The sequence below is a fragment of the Saccharicrinis aurantiacus genome, from assembly GCF_947489045.1.
GTDB classification, from domain to species: domain Bacteria; phylum Bacteroidota; class Bacteroidia; order Bacteroidales; family Marinilabiliaceae; genus Saccharicrinis; species Saccharicrinis aurantiacus.
In genome coordinates, this window is record NZ_CANLCN010000012.1 from 102625 (window position 1) to 124166 (window position 21542).

Annotated in this window: 13 protein-coding genes; 10 read left to right on the forward strand and 3 right to left on the reverse strand. The window is 36.2% G+C overall.

Annotated features, from left to right (window positions below; genetic code table 11):
- Positions 1-3 precede the first annotated feature (3 nt).
- A complete protein-coding gene (locus QMO11_RS14415) occupies positions 4-1860 on the forward strand; it encodes a sulfatase-like hydrolase/transferase (protein WP_282037932.1) in 1857 nt (618 codons plus the stop codon).
- 10 nt (positions 1861-1870) lie between these two features.
- On the forward strand, positions 1871-3709 hold the full coding sequence (locus tag QMO11_RS14420; RefSeq protein WP_282037933.1) for a sulfatase-like hydrolase/transferase: 1839 nt from the start codon (positions 1871-1873) through the stop codon (positions 3707-3709).
- Between the two features lie 66 nt (positions 3710-3775).
- Here QMO11_RS14420 and QMO11_RS14425 read toward each other — a convergent pair whose 3' ends face one another.
- Positions 3776-3985, reverse strand: coding sequence for a hypothetical protein (locus tag QMO11_RS14425; protein ID WP_282037934.1), 210 nt, complete (start codon positions 3983-3985; stop codon positions 3776-3778).
- Positions 3986-4457: 472 nt separating this feature from the next.
- On the opposite strand from QMO11_RS14425, the gene QMO11_RS14430 reads away from it, so the two are divergent.
- Complete coding sequence (locus QMO11_RS14430) at positions 4458-4748, forward strand: hypothetical protein (RefSeq protein ID WP_282037935.1); 291 nt, start codon at positions 4458-4460, stop codon at positions 4746-4748.
- Positions 4749-4897: 149 nt separating this feature from the next.
- Here the strand turns inward: QMO11_RS14430 and QMO11_RS14435 are convergent, their stop codons facing one another.
- Positions 4898-5581 (reverse strand): DUF2293 domain-containing protein, encoded by a 684-nt coding sequence (locus QMO11_RS14435; RefSeq protein WP_282037936.1) that lies wholly within the window; start codon positions 5579-5581, stop codon positions 4898-4900.
- 307 nt (positions 5582-5888) lie between these two features.
- On the opposite strand from QMO11_RS14435, the gene QMO11_RS14440 reads away from it, so the two are divergent.
- The 7 genes from QMO11_RS14440 to bglX all read left to right on the forward strand — a co-directional run bounded on the left by QMO11_RS14440 (position 5889) and on the right by bglX (position 19783).
- Positions 5889-6611, forward strand: coding sequence for an NUDIX hydrolase (locus QMO11_RS14440; RefSeq protein WP_068471905.1), 723 nt, complete (start codon positions 5889-5891; stop codon positions 6609-6611).
- Between the two features lie 4 nt (positions 6612-6615).
- Positions 6616-8247 (forward strand): MFS transporter, encoded by a 1632-nt coding sequence (locus QMO11_RS14445; RefSeq protein ID WP_282037937.1) that lies wholly within the window; start codon positions 6616-6618, stop codon positions 8245-8247.
- Positions 8248-8258: 11 nt separating this feature from the next.
- A complete protein-coding gene (locus QMO11_RS14450; RefSeq protein ID WP_282037938.1) occupies positions 8259-10691 on the forward strand; it encodes a glycoside hydrolase family 94 protein in 2433 nt (810 codons plus the stop codon).
- A gap of 107 nt (positions 10692-10798) precedes the next feature.
- Complete coding sequence (locus tag QMO11_RS14455; RefSeq protein WP_282037939.1) at positions 10799-12502, forward strand: glycoside hydrolase family 9 protein; 1704 nt, start codon at positions 10799-10801, stop codon at positions 12500-12502.
- A gap of 117 nt (positions 12503-12619) precedes the next feature.
- A complete protein-coding gene (locus tag QMO11_RS14460) occupies positions 12620-15739 on the forward strand; it encodes a SusC/RagA family TonB-linked outer membrane protein (protein WP_282037940.1) in 3120 nt (1039 codons plus the stop codon).
- Between the two features lie 76 nt (positions 15740-15815).
- Positions 15816-17393 carry a RagB/SusD family nutrient uptake outer membrane protein gene (locus QMO11_RS14465; protein ID WP_282037941.1) on the forward strand — a complete coding sequence of 526 codons (1578 nt, stop codon included), beginning with the start codon at positions 15816-15818 and terminating at the stop codon, positions 17391-17393.
- 116 nt (positions 17394-17509) lie between these two features.
- Entirely contained in the window at positions 17510-19783 is a 2274-nt protein-coding gene (gene bglX / locus QMO11_RS14470; protein WP_282037942.1) for a beta-glucosidase BglX, read from the forward strand.
- 50 nt (positions 19784-19833) lie between these two features.
- Here bglX and QMO11_RS14475 read toward each other — a convergent pair whose 3' ends face one another.
- Complete coding sequence (locus tag QMO11_RS14475) at positions 19834-21426, reverse strand: PAS domain-containing sensor histidine kinase (RefSeq protein WP_282037943.1); 1593 nt, start codon at positions 21424-21426, stop codon at positions 19834-19836.
- Positions 21427-21542: the final 116 nt, after the last annotated feature.

Below are 21542 nucleotides of genomic sequence, written 5' to 3' on the forward strand. Positions count from 1 at the left end.
ATCATGAAAAAAATAAGAATAATAGTTCTCGTATTTTTCTGTATTCAGGCGTCAAATGCCTTAATATCGGCAAAGCAAAAAACAAATGTTCTGTGGATATTAACTGATGATCAGCGTTACGATGCCATTAGTGCATTTAATAAAATGTTGCACGGAAGAGAGAATAGTGCCTTAGGTTACGTTGAGTCTCCAAATGTAGATCGTTTGGCTGCACAAGGCACAACATTTATTAATACCTATTGTCAGGCACAAGGGTGTGCGCCCTCAAGGGCATCAATGCATATGGGGCGCTATCCGTGGCGTTCTGGAATTTATCAATTTGAGTATTTTAATAACAACACCGATAATTCGTATCCCTTGTTGCCTGAAGAAATGAGTGATTTAGGCTATCAAACTTTCCATGTGGGCAAATTAGGGGTACGCATAAGAACTCTAAAGGATGGTAAACCTGTTAATTACCCTTTGTATCAAACCGATGTTAGCGCTAAGTTGCTCGATGCAGATATGTTACCCGAGTGGGAAAAGAAGTCTGTGTTAAAAGAAATAGATGGAGTAAAGCTAGCAAAGCCTGTAAGGAATGTAGTTTATTTTAAAGATGCTGATGGAACCATTTATTATAAGTCAGAGCAACTTGAAAAAGAGAATCCTCAGTTTGCGGGTATGGCTAAAGAAGCCTACGAAAAATATGACTTAATGTATAAACATAACAATAAGAAAGGTGAGCCTGAAACTGCGTTTAGTAAAGGTGTTTTAGCAGGGGTTAGCCCACAGCCAGCGGGCAAAACTCGCGATGCCAACTATAATACAGCTTTTATCAATTTTCTGGAAAGTGAAAATAAATCATTTAAGGCGGGTAGTAATTCATTTGATGGAGTAGACACTTCGAAACCACTATTTTGTCATATAGGATATGATTTTCCGCATACACCAGTATTACCGCCCGAGGATTATCGAAAGCGTTTTCAGAAGCATAAATATAAAATGCCTGAGTTAACTGATGAAGAGTTTAAGAAGATGGCCAAAGCTTTTCAGAAGCGTGTAACCAATAGTTATTCCGACGATTTTACGGATGAACAGAAGCAAAAAATGGTGCAAGATTACTATGCTTTTTGTGCCTATGGCGATGCTTTAATTGGTAAAGCTTCCGATGCTTTTATTGAGTATAGTGAAAAACAAAATCAACCTTGGATGATTGTATATGTTTGCGGTGATCACGGGTGGAAACTGAATGAGCATGGTTCTATAACTAAAAATACACCATGGGATGTCGACAGCCATAACCCAATTATTGTGGTATCATCTGATAAAAAGAAATTTCCTGCCGGGAAAGTAGTTCGCGATTTTACGGAGTTTGTAGATATTGCACCAACTATTTTAAGTGTTGCAGGAGCAAATGTAAATCAAAGCAAATTCAGTCATTTAGATGGTTTTGATTTAGAAAAAGTGGCATCGGGTGAAATACCTGCTCGCGATTATGTAATTGGCGAAAGTCATCATGCCATAGGACCTAGAGCTTATATCCGCACCAAAGATTATATGTTTTCAGTGAAAACGAGACCAAATTCGCTGAGAGGCGAAAATATGGATTGGGCCATGAATGCTACTTACATAGAACTAGACCCTGCTCTGTATAATACAGCTAAAGATCCTAACGAAATCAATAACCTAGCATTTGACCCTGAGTACAAAAAGATAGCAGAGAAGCTTCAAAAAAAACTGCTAGATATTGTAATTGGCGATGGCAGAGCCGAAATCAATTGGGGTGGTGATAATTATGGAAAAAATACTAAAGCAATTGGTACAGAAGTAAAGCGTAGCAACTTTGCACCAGGGGCACACGATCATAAAATTAATCTATAAAAAATTAAATATGAATAAGGTATATTCAATACTATTGGCCTTTGTAGCCTTGTTTACAATTGGCAAGAGTGCAATAGCGCAGCAGCAACCAAATATTCTTTGGGTATTAACCGACGATCATCGATATGATGCCATCAGAGCATTTAATAAAATGCTTACAGGTAATGAAATGAGTAAGTTGGGTTATGTAGAGTCTCCCAATACAGATCGATTAACAAAAGAGGGAACAACATTTATCAATACCTATTGTCAGGCTACCGGTTGTGCACCATCGCGAGCTTCCATGCACTACGGGCGTTATCCGTTCCGATCGGGCGTTTATCAGTTCGAGTACCATAACAATAATACCGAAAATTCGTACCCACACCTTCCTGAAGCCATGGAGAAGCTGGGTTATCAAACGGTTCATTTTGGTAAACTAGGGATTCGCTTGCGCACCATAAAAAACGGAAAAGCGGAAAAGGCAAATATGTACCAAACGGATATAGATTCTAGGATTCTTGCCGATGAAGGACTAACTGCATGGGGTAAAAAATGGGGCCCTAAAGAAGTAAACGGACAAAAACTGAAGGAGCAAATTAAAACCAGTGTTGAGTATTTTATAGATGAGGATGGCAAGTATTATTACATTTCAGAGGAGCTTGAAAAGGAAAATCCGCAGTTTGCAGGAATGGCACAGGAAGCTTACGATAAGTACGATTTTATGCGTAAACACTCACCTGATCATCCCGAAACAGTTTTTAGTCCGGGTATATTAGCAGGTGTAAGTTCGCGCCCGGCAGGTAAAACAAGAGATGGATATTATGCATCTATATTTATCGATTTCCTGAATAATCAGAACGAAAACTTCCAAGTAGGAACCAAAACATATAAAGGCGTAGATACTTCTAAACCTATGTTTTGCCATATTGGATTCGACTTTCCGCATACGCCAGTATTGCCACCAGCTGATTATCGCGCACGTTTTCAAAAACATACTTATAAGGTGCCTGAGCTAGATGATGCTGAATGGAAAAAAATGCCTGAGCAACTTAAGAAGCAAGTGAAAAAGAGCTACTCTAACGATTTTAGCGAAGAGGAAAAGCAGAAAATGATACAAGATTATTATGCTTTTTGTGCCTATGGCGATGCTCTTGTGGGAGAGTCGGTGGATGCTTTTGTTGCCTATAGTGAAAAAATGAAGCAGGAGTGGATGGTAGTTTTCGTTTGTGGCGATCATGGTTGGAAACTAAACGACCACGGTGCAGTATCTAAGTTTACGCCTTGGGATGTGGATAGTCATAACCCAATTGTAGTGGTTTCTTCTGATAAAAAAGCGTTTCCAGCGGGTAAAGTAGTTCGCGATTTTACGGAGTTTGTAGATATAGCTCCAACCATTTTAGGTGCAGCAGGTGCTAAAGTCAATACCAAGGAATATGCCTATTTAGATGGTATGGATATGGCAAAAGTTGTAAGCAAAGAAGCCCCTGTAAGAGATTATATAGTCGGCGAAAGTCATCATGTAACTGGGCCTCGGGCATATATCCGAACTAAAGATTATTGTTTTTCAATGCAAACGCGCCCCAATACCAAACGAGGTGTAAATATGGAATGGGCATTAAATGCGAGTTATAAAGATCTTGATCCAGCTTTATACTATACAAAAAATGATCCTGACGAAAAGAACAATTTAGCCTTTGATAAAGAGTACGAAAAGGTGGCTAAAAAGATGAAAGAAAAGCTAATTAATATTGTGCTTGGCGACAATAGAGCAGAGGTAAATTGGGGCAAAGGAAGCAATGCAATTGGTACCGAAGTATTCAAAAGTAACTTTGCACCAGGTGCGCACGATTATAAGTTGAAGCTTTAAATTTTAGAGAAGAATTTTTATAAACGAGAATGGCTAGCATAATGAATTATGCTAGCCATTTTATATTTACTCTTCTTCATCTTCAATAATATCATCATCATCCATATACCCAATTGGTATATCATCAAAATCCTCATCATAGTCATCGTAGATGGACAGGTGGTTTTTAGATTTACCAGATCTTGACTTTTTAACGGGGCGTAAGCCATTTCTCTCATTGCTACTGCCCATTGGAGCACTACCGCTCTTCTTGTTAATCGAATTTTTTGATTTCATCTGTTTGTTAATGCAACGCTTTAGTTATAAGGCACTTCATTTTAGTGTGCCAAAGTAAATTAAGTATTAAAACACATGTGCATTTATTTTTCTTATTTATTGAGTCAAATGCCAACTCAGTTATGAATCGTAGTTTATTCAAAAAAACAAATATAAACTACGACTGAAAAATAATAATTTCTATTATAAATTGTAAAAAAAACAAGTATAAAATAAGGCTGTTTATCAATAAATTTCAAGTTTTAACCAGAACCATTCTTTTTACCATTTAAAACATACGCTTAATTTGATTTTTATTGAGCAATAGTAATTAATGAGTTCCTTTATTTTTTTCTTCTTTTATTACTTAATTGTTCGATGTAATCACAATGGATGGAACACATGCAATAGCATCAAAGTTTGGCTTGATGACTATTGGTTAGTTTTTAAATAAAAATACTTTTTGGATACTTGGTATAAGCTAATAAAGATAATGCCTATTATCAGCCCAAAAGTAAGTTTGTTCTGTTTGCTTGTCTCAGAATGTGGGTATCGCAACTTGATGGGCTTCTGTTTGTATCTGCATCGTACCTGGATTGTACCTAACTTGGTCGTTCATTGGATCCATGGAACCAACCAGCGACCAATAAACATCCGAAGGAGTACCAATGCAGACCCGACTAAGGTACGACCAACACTCAATGCGATATCGAATAAAGAAAATGGGAATGCCAAATACTTTCTTAATCTGACTCAGCTGAATACCAATGCACTTGTTTTTTGAAGCTTCATTGGTACTTTCAGAAATATCTATTGGGCTGTATTGGTAAAACTCTCCAATGTACTAGAATATCATTAACTGCTGAAAAAATGAGTAGAAGTCAATTATTGCTCCCTTTTCTTCAGCGATTTAAGTTTATTTTATAAGTAGTATTATGATTTGTTTTGTGCTATTTGCTTTACCTTTTTAAAAAGGGGACAATTTTCGCTAACAGACTCACCTTTACGGTATTTATCTAATATTTTGTTGGATTCCTCAGCTATGTTACGCCTTACCTCTCTGCGTTTCCCTTTAATTAATGGAATCTTCATATTGTCGTAGTTACTCGTTTGGTGACGCATCCATGCCGTTACGGCCTTTTTAGCTCTTTCTGAAATTGGTATTTGTTGGGTGCGTGCCACAGTTCCACTTCCTACTGGGATAGCAAACTCAGTAATAACGGCAGCCAATATCGTTTCCATACTTTTGTATTTTTCATCAAAGCGAAGGTGTTTTTTTACTGTATTATAAAACTCTACTTCGTATTCACTTTGCAGCTTATCCCTTCTTGCCTTAGTATAGGCTTGTTTCTTTTTGTAGGTGTCGGTAGATCGGGTAGAGGCAACTTCTTTTTGTGCATTTTCAATAATATCTCGCGGAGCCCACACTCCTTTCGACATAGTTCTTCTTCCTTTTTTAAAAACAACCTTCCAGTATCGTTTTTTAGCAGTTACTTTTCTTGTAATACCAGCATCTCCAGCAGGTAAAAACACCCATCCCAGCGGTGGAGTTACCACATTTCTATATTCATCGTAAAGTAGTCCTTTTTCTATATTAACTATTTGGCACTGTATCATCGTGGTTCTTATTTGAGGCAAAAGTAACACTTGATTCTAAAATTGAATGTGTTTAGTACAGATTTATGTTTCTGCTAAAAAATCAATATTTTTTTTTGTATAAAATCTTATGTTCTAAATCCTAGAGCTATAAAGGGATTAAAGTGTTAAAACGACACTAAGTTATTGTAACACTAATTAACAATATTGTTAAAAAATTTGGAGTGTTATTTTTTTTCTCATACATTAGCTCAAAATATAGTAAGTGTGATAATAACACAAAGGTATTACATCTAGCACTTATTTGTTTATTTTGAATTGAAATAGTATGGAATTAAATAATTATATATCTGTAGATTGTGTGATATTTGGCTTCGACGGGGAGAGGTTGAAAGTGTTGCTTGTTGATCGTACACTAAGTGAGGGTAGTACTTCTTTTACAGATTTAACACTGACAGGGAATCATGTATATGAAAATGAACCTTTAGATGCCGCAGCAGATAGAGTTTTGTTTGAATTAACAGGTTTAACTAATATTTATTTAGAGCAGTTTAAAACATTCGCCCATCCTGATAGATTAACAAAAGAAAACGATATTAAGTGGCTTCAACATGATGGTAGAGATCCTTTTCAAAGAATTGTTTCTGTTGGATATTTTGCCTTGTTAGCTACAGATCAGGTTACATTAGAATGGAAGGGGCGTAACGTTCAGTGGGTTCCGGTTGATGAAGTTGGAGAGTTGGCCTTTGATCATAATCTTATTTTAGAGAGTGCTTTATTATCCTTACGTAATAAAATAATTCATGAGCCAATTGGTTTTGAGTTATTACCACAGAAATTTACCCTGTCTCAAGTACAAAAAGTTTACGAAATAATATTAGATACGGAGTTTGATAAAAGAAACTTTAGAAAGAAAGTAGCTCGTATGAAATATCTAATTCCTTTAGATGAGAAACAAAAAGGAGTGGCGCATAAGCCTGCACAGTTGTACATGTTTAGTCGCGATGTATACGGAAATACGAAGAAGGATCTACTAAACTTTATAGTATAAGATAATGGCAGACAAAATAAATACAAATAAAATTTCTATTAGAGAGAAGATAGGTTACGCCTTAGGCGATGGTGCAGCTAACATAGCTTGGCGCGGTGTTTCTACCTTCTTGTTGTTCTTTTATACTGATGTATTCGGCTTAACAGCTGCAGCAGCTGGGCTATTGTTATTGGTAGCTCGTTTTAGTGATGGCATTAGTGACGTTGCCATGGGAATCATAGGAGACAGAACAAAATCAAAATATGGTAAATTTCGTCCATGGGTATTATGGACAGCCATACCTTTGGCCGGAATCTTATCGCTATTATTTACTACTCCTAATATAGGAATGACTGGTAAAATAATATATGCATATACCACTTATATATTATTTACTCTAATTTATACAGCCAATAATATCCCTTACGGAGCTTTAATGGCTGTGATGACAGGCGATAATAAAGAGCGCACCAGTTTAGGTTCTTACAGAATGGTAGGTGCTTTTGGTGGAGGTATGATTGTACAGGGAGCTTTACTGTTTTTGGTAGCTTACTTTGGTAATGTTAATCCTACAATTGATATTGATAAAATTAGCGATGAAAAATACCAGGTTAGTGTATCATCACCTCAGGATGTTGAAAATGCGAATATAAAGACTAAAGATGGCGTAGCTACATTTGTATGGGAAAGTGCTGAAAGTGGTATTAAAAATGAGCCTTCACCATATATAAGCTTTTCAATGGATGCTGATAAGCCATATAGTTTTATTGTAAGTGGTGAGTCAGATTTATCCTCGGAAAAAATTACTCTAATAAATCAAAAGAAAGGATACAGTTATTCTATCTATGTTTTATCGGCGTTTTTAGCGTTGTTTATGTTTATAACCTTTGCGAGTACGCGTGAAAGGGTATCGCCACCGAAAACACAGAAGTCAAATTTAAAACGCGATTTAAGCGATTTAATTAAAAATAAGCCATGGTTGGTTTTGCTAGCCGTTGGCTTACTATGGACTATCTATAACTCAATTAAACAAGGAATGGTGATGTATTATTTCACCCTTTATTTAAACGATCAGTTACTGGCATCTTCGTTTCTTGTGGGTTTAATGATTGCGTCTATCGCAGGCGCAGTAGCAACAGCTCCCTTAGGAAAGTTGTTAGGTAAAAGGCGATTGTTTATTTACGCTTTACTATTCTCAGGTGGAGTAAATGCCTTGTTTGCTTTTTGCGGACCGCAAGATATTGGTGCCATTTTTACAATTGGTATTGTGTCTGAATTTGGAGCAGCAATATTCCCAACCCTATTTTTTACCATGTTAGGTGATGCTGCAGATTATTCTGAATTTAAAAATGGGAGAAGAGCAACTGGGCTCATATATTCAGCAGGCTCTTTTGTTACCAAATTCGGAGGAGGACTTGCCGCAGCTATAATTGGTGCAGTGTTGGCAGCTTTCCATTACGACGGTATGGACTCGAGTACCATACAAGGAGCCTTGCCGGCGATAAAAATGTTGATGAGTTGGGTGCCTGCTTTAGTAGCTCTTCTGGCCGCAATTGTAATGGTTATATACCCATTAACACAAACTAAGATGAATGAGATTACCCTTGAATTAGAGGAAAGACGAAATAAAGAATTAGAAACAAGTAATATAGGCTAATAGTATTAATTATGAGATACGGATATTTTGATGATGAGGCGAGAGAATATGTTGTTGATACGCCATTAACACCATTCCCATGGATCAATTATTTAGGAAATAAAGATTTTTTCGGATTGGTTTCAAACACAGCAGGAGGTTATGCATTTTACAAGGACGCCAAATTCAGACGTTTAACTCGATACAGATACAATAATGTTCCTATGGATAATGGTGGTCGTTACTATTATATCAATGATAATGACACTATCTGGAATCCTGGTTTTAAACCAACTCAAACAGAGTTAGATTCTTACGAATGCAGACATGGATTGAGTTATTCGCGTTTTATCTCTAAAAAGAATGGATTATCTTCTAACTTACTTTGTTTCATTCCTCAAGATTATTGGGGAGAGGTTCATTTGTTAAAATTGAAGAATGAAACGGATAAACCAAAAACGGTTAAGCTGTTTTCATTTATGGAGTGGTGTCTTTGGAATGCCGAAGACGATATGGCCAACTTTCAGCGTAATTTTTCTACCGGAGAAGTAGAAGTAGAAGGATCAGCAATTTACCATAAAACGGAATATAAAGAGCGTAGAGATCATTTTGCTTTCTTTTCATCAAACCGCGAAATTGATGGTTTTGATACCGATAGAGAAACCTTTATTGGTATGCATAATGGTTTTCATAATCCGCAGGTTGTAAAAGCCGGAAAAGCTACTAACAGTGAAGCACACGGATGGTCTCCGATAGCTTCACATTATATAGAAGTAGAACTAGCTCCTGGACAAGAAGAAGAGTTTGTTTTTATTCTTGGTTATGTAGAGAATGAAGCTGATAATAAGTGGGAATCAAAAGGTGTAATTAACAAAGAAAAAGCACTTGCCATGCAAGAGCAGTTTAATACGCCTGAAAAGGTAATGGCTGCTTTTGATGAGCTGAAGGATTATTGGACAGGGTTATTGGATAATATTCAGATTGATAGTGATGAGGAGCCGTTGAATAGAATGGTGAATATTTGGAATCAGTACCAATGTATGGTAACCTTTAATATGTCTCGAAGCGCAAGTTTTTTCGAAAGTGGTATTGGTAGAGGTATGGGATTCCGCGATTCTAACCAAGATTTGATTGGTTTTGTACATCAAATTCCTGAAAAGGCAAAAGAAAGAATTTTAGATATTGCAGCTACTCAATTTGAAGATGGTGGATGTTATCACCAATATCAACCCTTAACAAAAAAAGGGAATCACGCTTTAGGCGGAGACTTTAACGATGATCCACTTTGGTTAATACTTTCGGTTACGGAGTATATTAAAGAAACAGGCGATTTTAGCATTTTAGATGAGCAAGTGCCGTTTGATAATGATGAAAGCAAAGCGCAATCACTATTGCATCACCTTAAGGTTTCGTTTTACCACGTAGTGAATAATTTAGGACCGCATAACTTACCATTAATTGGTCGTGCCGATTGGAATGACTGCTTAAATCTGAATTGTTTTTCTACAGATCCAAATGAATCGTTTCAAACCACGGGTAATAAAAAAGGAAGAACAGCTGAGTCACTTATGATTGCCGGACTATTTGTAGTGTATGGTAAAGAATATGTTGAATTATGCAATAGAATTGGTAACACAGAAGAAGCTGCTGCTGCTCAAGCAGAGGTAGCCAATATGGAAACCGCCATAAAAGAGCATGGATGGGATGGAGATTGGTATCTACGTGCTTACGATTATTATGGTAAAAAAGTAGGCTCAAACGAAAACGAAGAAGGTAAAATATTTATTGAGTCGCAAGGTTGGTGTAGTATGGCCGGAGTAGGACTTGAAGAAGGCCTGGTTGAAAAGGCCTTGGATAGTGTTAAAGAGCGATTAGATACACCATATGGTATAGTACTGAATAACCCGGCTTTTACAAAATATGTAATTGAATACGGCGAAATTTCAACTTATCCTCCAGGATATAAGGAGAATGCAGGTATTTTCTGTCATAACAACCCTTGGGTAATTATTGGTGAAACAATGATAGGTCGTGGAGACCAGGCTTGGGATTATTTTAAAAAGATATGCCCGGCTTATCTTGAGGATATTAGCGAGTTACATAAAGTTGAGCCTTATGTGTATTGTCAAATGATTGCAGGTAAAGATGCCTTTAAACCAGGCGAAGGTAAAAATAGCTGGTTGTCGGGTACCGCAGCATGGAATTTTTATACCATAACTCAATATATACTAGGTATAAGAACGTCATATGATGGCCTTGAAATTGATCCATGTATTCCGAGCGATTGGAAAGGATTTAAGGTAAAAAGAAAATATAGAGGGGCAAACTATCATATTGAAGTTGTAAATCCTAATAAAGTATCAAAAGGCGTAAAGACTATTTCGGTGAATGGTCAGGTGCTAGATAATAATATCATCCCTGTTCAGTCAAGTGGAGACTATCAGGTTGTTGTTACAATGGGCTAAAACGTTAGCTAAAATTCAGAAAGAGTGAGCAAACGTGCTCCTCTTTCTTCCTAAGTTACCCGCTAAGGAATACCTAATACATGAATAATCTATTTCTAATAATATCTATGACAATTAAATCTACATTAATTCTGATATTAAGCTTATTAGTACTCGCATGTTCTGATAATGGTAAAACCAGCTCTTTAAATACAAAAGAGTTGTTATACAATCAGTATGCGTATCAAACCAATACACCTAAAAAAGCACTTTTAAGAGGTTCTGGTCAGTACTTTAATTTAAAAGATGCTCAGGGAAATGTGGTGCATAAAGGCAGAATATGGGAAGCCTCATATTGGCCCTTATCTGGCGATTCAGTTTCTATAATCGACTTTACAGCTTTAAATACAGAAGGGTATTATTGTTTGTATGTTGATGACCAGATTATATGTGATTCAATACATATCTCTAATAATGCTTATAATGAAGTTGCTAAAGCAAGTTTAAAAGCATTCTATTATAATAGAACAGCCATGCCGCTTACCCAACAGTATGCTGGCAAATGGGCAAGAGAAGCAGGGCATCCAGATACGAAAGTATATATCCATCGATCAGCAGCAAGTAAAGAATACCCTGAAGGAAGTGAAGTTTCATCAAGTGGAGGTTGGTACGATGCTGGGGATTACAATAAGTATATTGTAAATAGTAGTATTACATCATATACTTTATTGAAAGCGTATGATCTAGCACCTAAGTACCATTCAAATCTTAACGTGAATATTCCTGAATCAGGTGGCGAATTGCCCGATATTCTTGCAGAAACGCTTTATAACCTAAAGTGGATGCAAACAATGCAAGATGATAATGATGGAGGAGTGTATCATAAACTAACCTCAAAAAAGTTTGAAGACTTTGTTATGCCGCATGAAGCTACTAAAAAACGATACTTAGTTCAAAAAAGCACGTCGGCAGCTCTTGATTTTGCTGCAACTATGTGCGCTGCACAAAGAGTTTACCAAGACTTTGAAACCACAAAATTATTAAGTAAAACCATGCTCAGTCAAGCTAAAGAAGCTTGGGGTTGGGCAATGAAAAACCCTTCTGTGTTTTATGTGCAACCATCTGATATTTCTACAGGAGCTTATTCAGATACCAGTTTGGTTGATGAGTGGTTCTGGGCAGCTTCAGAATTATACCTGAGTACAGGCGATAAAATGTACTTAAAGTATATTCAAGAGAATGAGGAACTATTGAATACTCCCAAATGGGATGTGGTAAATACTTTAGGTATTATTTCTTTAATTACTTCTGAAGCAGCAAACGAATTTACTCACTTAAGTGAGCTCTTTATATCTTACGTTGATAACCTAATTATTTTGCAAGAGCAGACACCATATATAGTAGGTTTGGATAAGTTTGAATGGGGAAGTAATTCTGATGTGGCCAATCAGGCTGTGTTAAAGTTAGTAGCTTATCATATTACCAAAGAAAAAAGGTACCTTAATTCTGCAAACGAAGATTACAATTACATAATGGGTAGGAATGCAACATCTTATTGTTTCGTCAGTGGTTTCGGAAAGAAATCGCCTCAATATATACATCACCGTCCATCTGCTGCAGACAATATAAAGGAACCAATACCGGGTTTCTTAATTGGTGGACCTAATACAATTGTTTTAGATGACTGTGGCTCAGATGTTAAAAGATCTCACTTTCCAGCACTATCGTATATCGATATGGAATGTAGTTATTCAACAAATGAAATTGCAATTAATTGGAATGCACCATTGGTGCTTACAACCTCAATATTAGATGCCTATGAAATAGAGTAAAAAGAGAGAAAAGTAGAACCTGAAAATAATTTCGGACACTATAATCAGGTTCATTTATAATTATCAAAATCCAATTTATAAGGAAACATGGAATTGAAAAATTAAAGTTACAAAACTATGAAAAAAAGCAACTCAACTACTATTAGTAGTTTGTTAACAAAACGTAAAGAAGTAACGATATCATCAAAGTTACTTAAATCGGCAATGTTTTTATTGTTGATGTGTTTAAACTTCTCACTGGTAATGGCGCAAACACAAAGCGTTTCCGGTACAATTACAGATGCTTCAGGAGAAGCATTACCTGGGGTAAATGTTGTTATTAAAGGAACGACAGTTGGAACAGTTACAAATATTGATGGGAAGTACTCCATTCAAGCTATGTCTAGCGATGTTCTAGTATTTAGTTTTATAGGCTTTAACGAGCAAGAGGTTCCTGTAGGGGACCAAACAACTATTAGCCCTACTTTAACTGCAGATACACAAGATGTAGATGAGGTTGTGGTTGTTGGTTATGGGGTACAGAAAAAGAGCCTCGTAACAGGTGCCATTGCTGGTATTGAGTCTAAAGATTTAGAAAATAACTCATGGACCAATGCAGAAAGTGCAATGCAAGGTCGTACTCCGGGGGTTGTTATTGTACCGCAATCAGGATCTCCAGGTGCAGGTATGAACATTAAAATTCGTGGTGCAGGTACTAATGGAGACTCCAATCCATTGTACATTGTAGATGGTATCCGTATGAGGGATATTACTTCTATCTCACCTAGTGATATCATGTCTATTGAGGTATTAAAAGATGGTGCTTCATCTGCTATTTATGGTGCAGAGGGTGGTAATGGTGTTGTAATGGTTACAACCAAAAAAGGTAAAGCTGGAGAAGGCAAAGTAACCTATGATTTTAGTTATGGTATTCAAAGTGCAGGTAAGTTACCTGATTTATTAAATGCTTCTGAATACTATCAATATCAGAGTGAAAGAATAGATGGTGAAGGAAACTCTTTAGCACCTACAACAAGCGATTATGATACCGATTGGTTAGGTGAAATTTTCTCAACAGCACCAATTCAATCTCATAATGTATCTTTTTCAGGAGGAACGGAAAAATCTAAATATTTCACTTCTATAGGTTATGTGAATCAAGAAGGAATTATTGGAGATGATAAATCGGGTTTTGAGCGTTTTACAGCTCGTTTAAATGCTGATCAGCAAGTTAAGAGCTGGTTAAAAGTTGGTGCAAATGTAACTTATGCGCGTTCAAAACGAAAAGTACTAAATGAGGATGATGAATTTGGAGGCTTAATATCATCAGCATTGCTTCTTGATCCTTATACACCAGTAACTTTAGCTCCTGATCAAGTAAATTCTTTTATGGCTGAGAAATTAGGAGAAGGCCAACCATTAAGACAAGATGCTAATGGTAATTATTATGCTATTTCAGAAAATGTAAGAGGAGAGATGATTAATCCATTCTTACAAATGGATATTGCTACAGAAGAACTAGTAACAGATCGTTTCTTTGGAGCAGTTACAATGGAAGTGGATTTAACCAAAGATTTAAAGTTTACTTCTCGCCCAGGTTTAGACCTTAAAATTGCTAACACAACAAGTTGGACTCCACAATATTATTATTCTAACGAGAGAAATAACACAACATTAGCTACTAATGATAATTACGATATGTTTTATCAATGGCAATGGGAAAACTTCTTTAACTACGATAAGTCATTTGGCGATCATAGTATATCTGCAGTACTTGGTATGTCGGCACAAATGAGTGTTGATAAATTTGTAACTACCAATAGTTCTAATATGCCACGAGAAGGTCAACAATATGCACAACATGCTTATACCAGTAATAACAATGGTTTAGTTGATGGTAACAGATACGAAAATAAATTAGTTTCTTATTTTGGTCGATTAGGTTATAGCTATAAAGGTAAATATATGCTTCAGGCCACTTTACGTAACGATATTACGTCTACTACTAACGTGCCTGAGGATGGTATAGGTGGAATATTCCCATCGGTTTCTGCAGGTTGGACATTTACAGAAGAAGATTTCTTTAGCTCAGATTTCTTCGATAGTGGTAAATTACGTGCCAGTTGGGGACAAAACGGAAGTATAAACTCTATTCAAAGTATTGCACGTAGTCAAGGTCAATTTTTATATTCATCATCTATTACAACATCAAAACTACGTTACCCAACTAGTTATGGTTTTGTAACTGCCGCTGAGCCTGGTAGAACAGCAAACCCTGACTTAACATGGGAAACCAGTGAGCAAACTAATATTGGTATCGATTTAAGAATGATTGATAGTAAGTTGTCTTTCTCTATGGATTACTTTTCTAAAGAAACAAAAGATCTATTAATGTTCGGACAGCCACCTGCAATTTCAGGTACTTATGCTTCTATGATTAACGCAGGGGATGTGAAAAACTCTGGTTTTGAATTTTCTGCTGGATGGAAAGATTATAGCAAGGCTGTTAAATATGGTATTAATGCGAATTTCGCTACGCTTAAAAACGAAGTTACTAGATTAAATGTAGTTGCTCCTCGTTTGAATGGTACCGATATTGGAACAGGTTCTTGGGTTGGAGCTACTGCTTTTGAAGTAGGTGAACCAATTTGGTATTATCGAGGATATAAAACAAATGGTATTAATTCAGAAACAGGTCAGCCTATTTATGTAGATAAAGATGGTAATGATACCGATAGTCCTGAAGATGATGACAGAACTAACATTGGTAGCCCACATCCAACTTATTCTTACGGGTTATCTGCTTTTGTTGAATATAAAGGATTCGATTTTAATGTTCTTGGTCAAGGTCAAGGTGGAAACCAAGTTGTATACGGTTGGATTCGTACAGACCGTTTAACATCTAATATGCCAAAACGTTTTTATGATGATCGTTGGACGCCAGATAATAAAGATGCTTCTATGCCTAGCGCTAATCCTGGTGGCCAAATGTATGCTAGTGATATTATGGTACAGGATGCAGATTTCTTCAGAATTAAGCAAATTCAGTTAGGTTATAGCTTACCAAAAAGTGTTTTAGAAACCATTAAACTATCTTCTGTTAGAGTATACGTTTCATTAGACGATTACTTTACGTTTACTAAATACGAAGGTATGGATCCTGAAGCTGGTAGTGATCAGTTTGACCGTCAGGGAATAGATAGAGGGGTTTATCCAACACCACGTAAAGTTATGTTTGGTTTAAATGTGTCTTTCTAATCAAATATTATTGTGATAGGAAATGCTATAAAAAGGTAATTCCAGTGATTAACATGAATATTTAAAATTTAAGAAAATGAGAAAAATTATATATAAATTAATGATAATATCTCTTGTGCTGCTGACTGGGTCTTGTACTAAAAGTTGGTTAGAGATATCTGAGGAAGGTTTAATTCCAAAGGAGGATTTTTATAAAACGAATGAGGATAATATAATGGCTTTAGCAGCTGTTTATGATATGATTCAAGTACTGAATGCTCAAGATTGGTCAAGTTTATATCATATTAAAACAGTACTTTCTGATGAAGCACGTGCCGGGGGTAATGATGAGGGTGATCAACCTGAATATCATGAGTTTGATGATCTTAAGTTTACTCCGAATAATACAAAAATAAACGACATTTGGACTCGATTATATTATGCTGTGTTTAGAGCGAATGTTGTATTAGAGAATGTTGGTGAGGCTCCAAACTCAGATGTGGTTAAAGCAGAAGCCTATGCATTAAGAGCCTATTTATATTTTGAGTTAGTAAACTTATTTGATGAGGTACCATTAGTGCTTACAGAGTTGCTACCTGACGAATATTATATGGAAGCCAGTAGTGTTGAGGCTATTTATGCTCAAATTGAAGCTGATCTTCAAATGGCTATTGATGGTCTTCCTGAGAAAGCAGATCAAGAGGATTGGCGTATTGCTAAAGGTTTTGCCAATGCAATGATGGGAAAAGTACTTATTTTTCAGAATAAACATAGCGAAGCAATCCCGTTTTTAGAAGCAGTTAGTGGATATGCTTTAGGTTCTGATTTTGAGGATGTATTGAAAATTCCTTCAGAATATGGACCAGAATCTGTGTTCGAAATTGGTTATGTGAACTCTGAAGGTTGGAACTGGGGTAACTACAATATTTGGGGTAAAGGTCGTGAGCAAGAGAACAACATTCACTGGATTCTTTGTGGTCCTCGTGAAGGCTTTTATACTGATTATGATACAACACATGTTGATGGCGAAAGACCAGGTATACAATTAGGTGTTTTTCAAGGTTGGGGAGCTTTACCTCCAACAAAGAAGATGTATGATTTATTTGATGTTAACGACCCTCGAAGAAAAAGTACTTTATTGGATGAGGTTGAATTAGCTGATCCAATGTATAATGTAAGTTTACGAGCAAGAAAGGAAATCAATGATAAACCAGAGAATATTCCAACTGGTAGTTTACAGCACGAAGGTGCAGGTGTACTTCGCTTAAAGTATGGTACTTGGGCATCGGAAGGTGGACAAGGTAGTGGTGACGAACCAGGTCTTAATATGGGTACTAACCTTCGAATTATGCGTTATGCTGAGGTATTGTTACTTAAAGCAGAAGCATATGTTGTTGCCGGAGGAGGAGATCCTGCTGTACCAATTCAGGAATTACGAACTCGAGCTGGTTTTACAACTCCTGTAGGAACTGTTGATATGGATGTAATCGAAAAAGAAAGAATTGCAGAGTTATCGTATGAAGGACATCGTTTTTACGATTTAATTCGCTGGGGTAAAGGAAGTGAACTCGATAGAGAAGGGGTTACTTTTACAGAAAAGTATAGTAAATTACCAATTCCTCAACCTGAATTACAGGCAAATCCTAATTTAATGCAGAACAAATATTGGAAATAATCTGTATTGATTTATAAGAACAAAGTTTAAAATTCTAAAGCTGCCCTAAGTGGCAGCTTTAGTTGTTTGCTAGTGTTTAGTTTAAGCTAAACTATTTATTACTAAATAAGTAAAATATGAAAACAATAATAGTCACTGTGTTTATAGGTTTGTTTATTTTTACTTCATGCTCAATTACGAATAATGGTATGACGGAAGAAGATAAATTTATAGAAGATTTATTGGCCAGAATGAATCTGCAAGAAAAGATAGGCCAATTAAACCAACATACGAGCCAGTGGGAGATGACAGGTCCTGCACCTAATGCTAAAAATACCCAAGATTTATTGGAGGATATTAAAAATGGTAGAGTAGGATCGATGTTAAATGTTGTAGGAGCAGAAGCTACCTTGAATGCACAGAAAATAGCTGTGGAAAACTCAAGGTTAGGTATTCCTTTAATTTTTGGTTATGATGTTATTCACGGACAGAAGACCATGTTTCCAATTCCTTTGGCAGAAGCCGCTTCTTGGAATCCAGATTTGGCAGTGCTGTCATCATCAATAGCAGCGAAAGAAGCTGCTGCAAATGGTTTACATTGGACTTTTGCACCAATGGTGGATGTTGGAAGAGATGCCAGATGGGGTAGAGTAATGGAAGGTGCTGGTGAGGATGCTTATCTAACAACAGCTTTTTCTTTGGCAAGAGTGCAAGGTTTTCAAGGAGATGATTTAAGTAATGAAAATACCATTGCTGCTTGTGCCAAACACTTTGCAGGCTATGCTTTTTCAGAGTCAGGAAGAGATTATAATGTTGTAGAAATAGGAGGAGAGTCCTTGCATAATGTGGTTCTTCCACCTTTTAAGGCTTTGGCAGAAAATGGAGTAGCTACTTTTATGAATGCTTTTAATACCATTGATGGTATGCCTGCAACAGCGAGTAGTTACTTGCAACGCGACTTACTTAAGGGTGAGTGGGGATACGATGGATTTGTGGTTTCTGATTGGAATAGTATTGGCGAAATTATGATTCATGGGGCTGCAGCAGATCTAAAAGAGTGTGCATATCGTGCCATTACAGGCGGATCGGATATGGATATGGAAGCAACTGCTTACATTAAGTACCTTGAAGAACTGGTTATGGAAGGTAAGGTTGACGTAAAACTTATTGATGATGCTGTTCGTAGAATTTTAAGAATTAAGTATCGATTGGGTTTATTCGAAGATCCATATAAATATAGTAATACCGATAGAGAAAAGGCCAATATTTACACAGATGAGCATAAGTCGGCATCACGTAAAGTAGCACGCGAATCAATGGTGTTATTGAAAAATGAAGGCAATTTATTACCCATCACTTCAAGTGTAAAATCCATTGCAGTTATTGGTCCCTTGGCAGATGACGATGATAGTCCACTCGGAAATTGGAGAGCGCAAGCAATACCTAATTCGGCAGTTTCAATGCTAGCGGGTATTAAGGCTGCTGCCAATGGTATAAAAATTAATTATGCCGAGGGTTGTAAATTAGCAACTGCAGGACGTGCTTTTCCAACACATTTAACCATTAATACCACTGATAAATCAGGATTTAGTGCTGCTGTTAATGCTGCAAAAAAATCAGAGCTTGTTTTATTAGCCATAGGCGAAGATGCATTTATGTCGGGCGAAGGCCGTAGCCAAACTGATATAACATTAAGAGGCCTGCAACAAGAGTTATTCGATGCCATTTATAAGGTAAATAAGAATATTGTTGTGGTATTAATGAACGGTCGTCCTTTGGTTATTCCTGAAATTGCTGAAAAGGCTCCTGCAATTCTTGAAGCATGGCACGGTGGAACTGAGGCTGGTCATGCCATTGCTGATGTTGTTTTTGGTAAGTACAACCCATCAGGTAAGTTACCAATGACGTTTCCTTTAAATGTGGGGCAAATTCCTATTTATTATAACTATAAAAATACGGGTCGTCCTGATACCGGAAATCCAGAAGACAATTTATGGTCGAGTTATACCGACGCGCCAAATACACCTTTATATCCATTTGGATTTGGATTAAGTTATACAACTTTTGAATATTCTGATATTAAAGTTTCTTCATCCGAAATAGCAATAGGAGAAACGCTTCAAGTATCTGTTAATGTATCCAACACGGGAACTGTTGATGGAGAAGAGGTTGTTCAACTTTATATATGTGATAAGGCAGCTACGTATGCACGCCCTTTGAAGGAGCTTAAAGGATTTCAGAAAGTTAGTATTAAAGCAGGCGGTACAGAGCATATAACGTTTAAACTAAGTGATAAAGAGCTTGGATATTACTTCCCTAACGGGAAATACGTAGTAGAACCAGGCAATTTTAGAGTTTATGTGGGAGGAAGTTCAGAAGTAAAGCATTCGGTCAATTTTAGCTTGAAATAAGCTCTTCAAAAAAAATATTGGATAAGCCTTGGGGATTACCTCAAGGCTTTTTAAGCTAATGATGGTAGACTAATATAAAATGTAGACCCTTTGCCTAGTTCTGAGTCAAAACCAATAAAACCATTCATTTTATCAATATATCCTTTGCAAATAGAAAGGCCTAAGCCGGTTCCTCTGTTCGATTCAGGTCTATATCTTCCTTGTCTGAATCGTTGGAATATTGTTTTCTTAAACTCATTAGAAATACCAAGGCCGGTATCTTTAATCTCAATATTAAGCATGCCGCGTACAACCCTACAATTTATTGTAACACTACCTTTTTGAGTAAACTTAATGGCGTTGCTTATTAAATTGCCAAGAATCTGTTGAATCTTAATTTCATCTTGAGCAAAACTAAATCTCTTTGGTACATTATTATTAAGGGTAAGACTAATATTATTCTGTTCAGCAACTTTAAGGTAGAAGCTATAACTTGAGTTTATTAGGTCTGTAACATTAATATCTTTAATATGTAACTCAACAAGTCCTGCTTCAATTTTCGAAATATCTATTATATCATTAACTATACTTAACAATTGAATGCCACTTTCGTTTATAATATCAATGTAGCTAACTTTTTCTTCGTCAGTTACTTCTTTCTCTTTCAGTAATTGGCTAAAACCAATAATGCCATTCATTGGGGTCCTTATTTCATGGCTCATATTGGCTAAAAAAGCACTTTTTAATCTGTCCGACTCTTCTGCTTTCTCTTTTGCTTTAATTAACTCAACTTGTATGTTTTTTATATCAGTAATATCTTCGTAAGTACCAATAATGCCAATTATCTCATTTTTGTGGTTCAGTAATGGCACTTTATTAGTTCTTAAAGTACCAATACTACCATCCGTTTTTTGTTGAGGTTCTTCGTAATTTAGTTTTCTAATTCCTGTTGTTATTACTTCTTTATCATCAGCATAATAGAGTTCGGCATCAGATTTAGCAAAAAAATCAGCATCTGTTTTACCAATAATATCGGCGGGATCATTATAACCTGCGTCTCTTGCAAACACCATGTTACAACCTAAATAAACAGAATCAGTGTTCTTCCAGAATACGGCAGCAGGTATATGGTTTAATACTGACTGTATCATACCATTTATTTGCTTTAATTCTTGTTCGCTTTTAGCTAATATATTATTGGTTTCAAATAAGTTTTCTGAGCTTTGTATCAACTCCTCATTAGTAGTAGCTAATTCTTCGTTTTGAGTTTGAATTTCTTCATTCTGCTCTTGAAGGCGTTGTTCGTAATTTAGTTGCTCACTTATATCATAAAAAATACAAGTAATTTCGTTATTGCCAGTATAAACTGCTTTTGTAGATAGAGTAATGTTTTTACTTGAAACCTTTGTAATAAACCGAATGGTTGTTTTTGATTGCAGAAGAATCTTAAAATTATAATGGATTGACTCATAACACTCAGGCGCCAATTCTCTAAAAGAGGTATTGTAAATATCCTTTTTTGAAAGCCCTAAGGTTTTAATTGCAAATTGATTAATTTGCTTAATTCTTAGGTTCATAGGATCTTCGTTAACTATTGAAAAACAAACATACCCATTATCAAGTAAGTCAATTATATGTTGATTTTCTAGTTTATCAATAGTCATTTCAATCAATTTATTATTCCTAAATCAGTAAAGTACCGCTTTGTTACCTTAAACGTGATACAATTAAAGTATTTATTATCCCCCTTCAGCTTTATTTGATTTTGTAGTTACAAAAG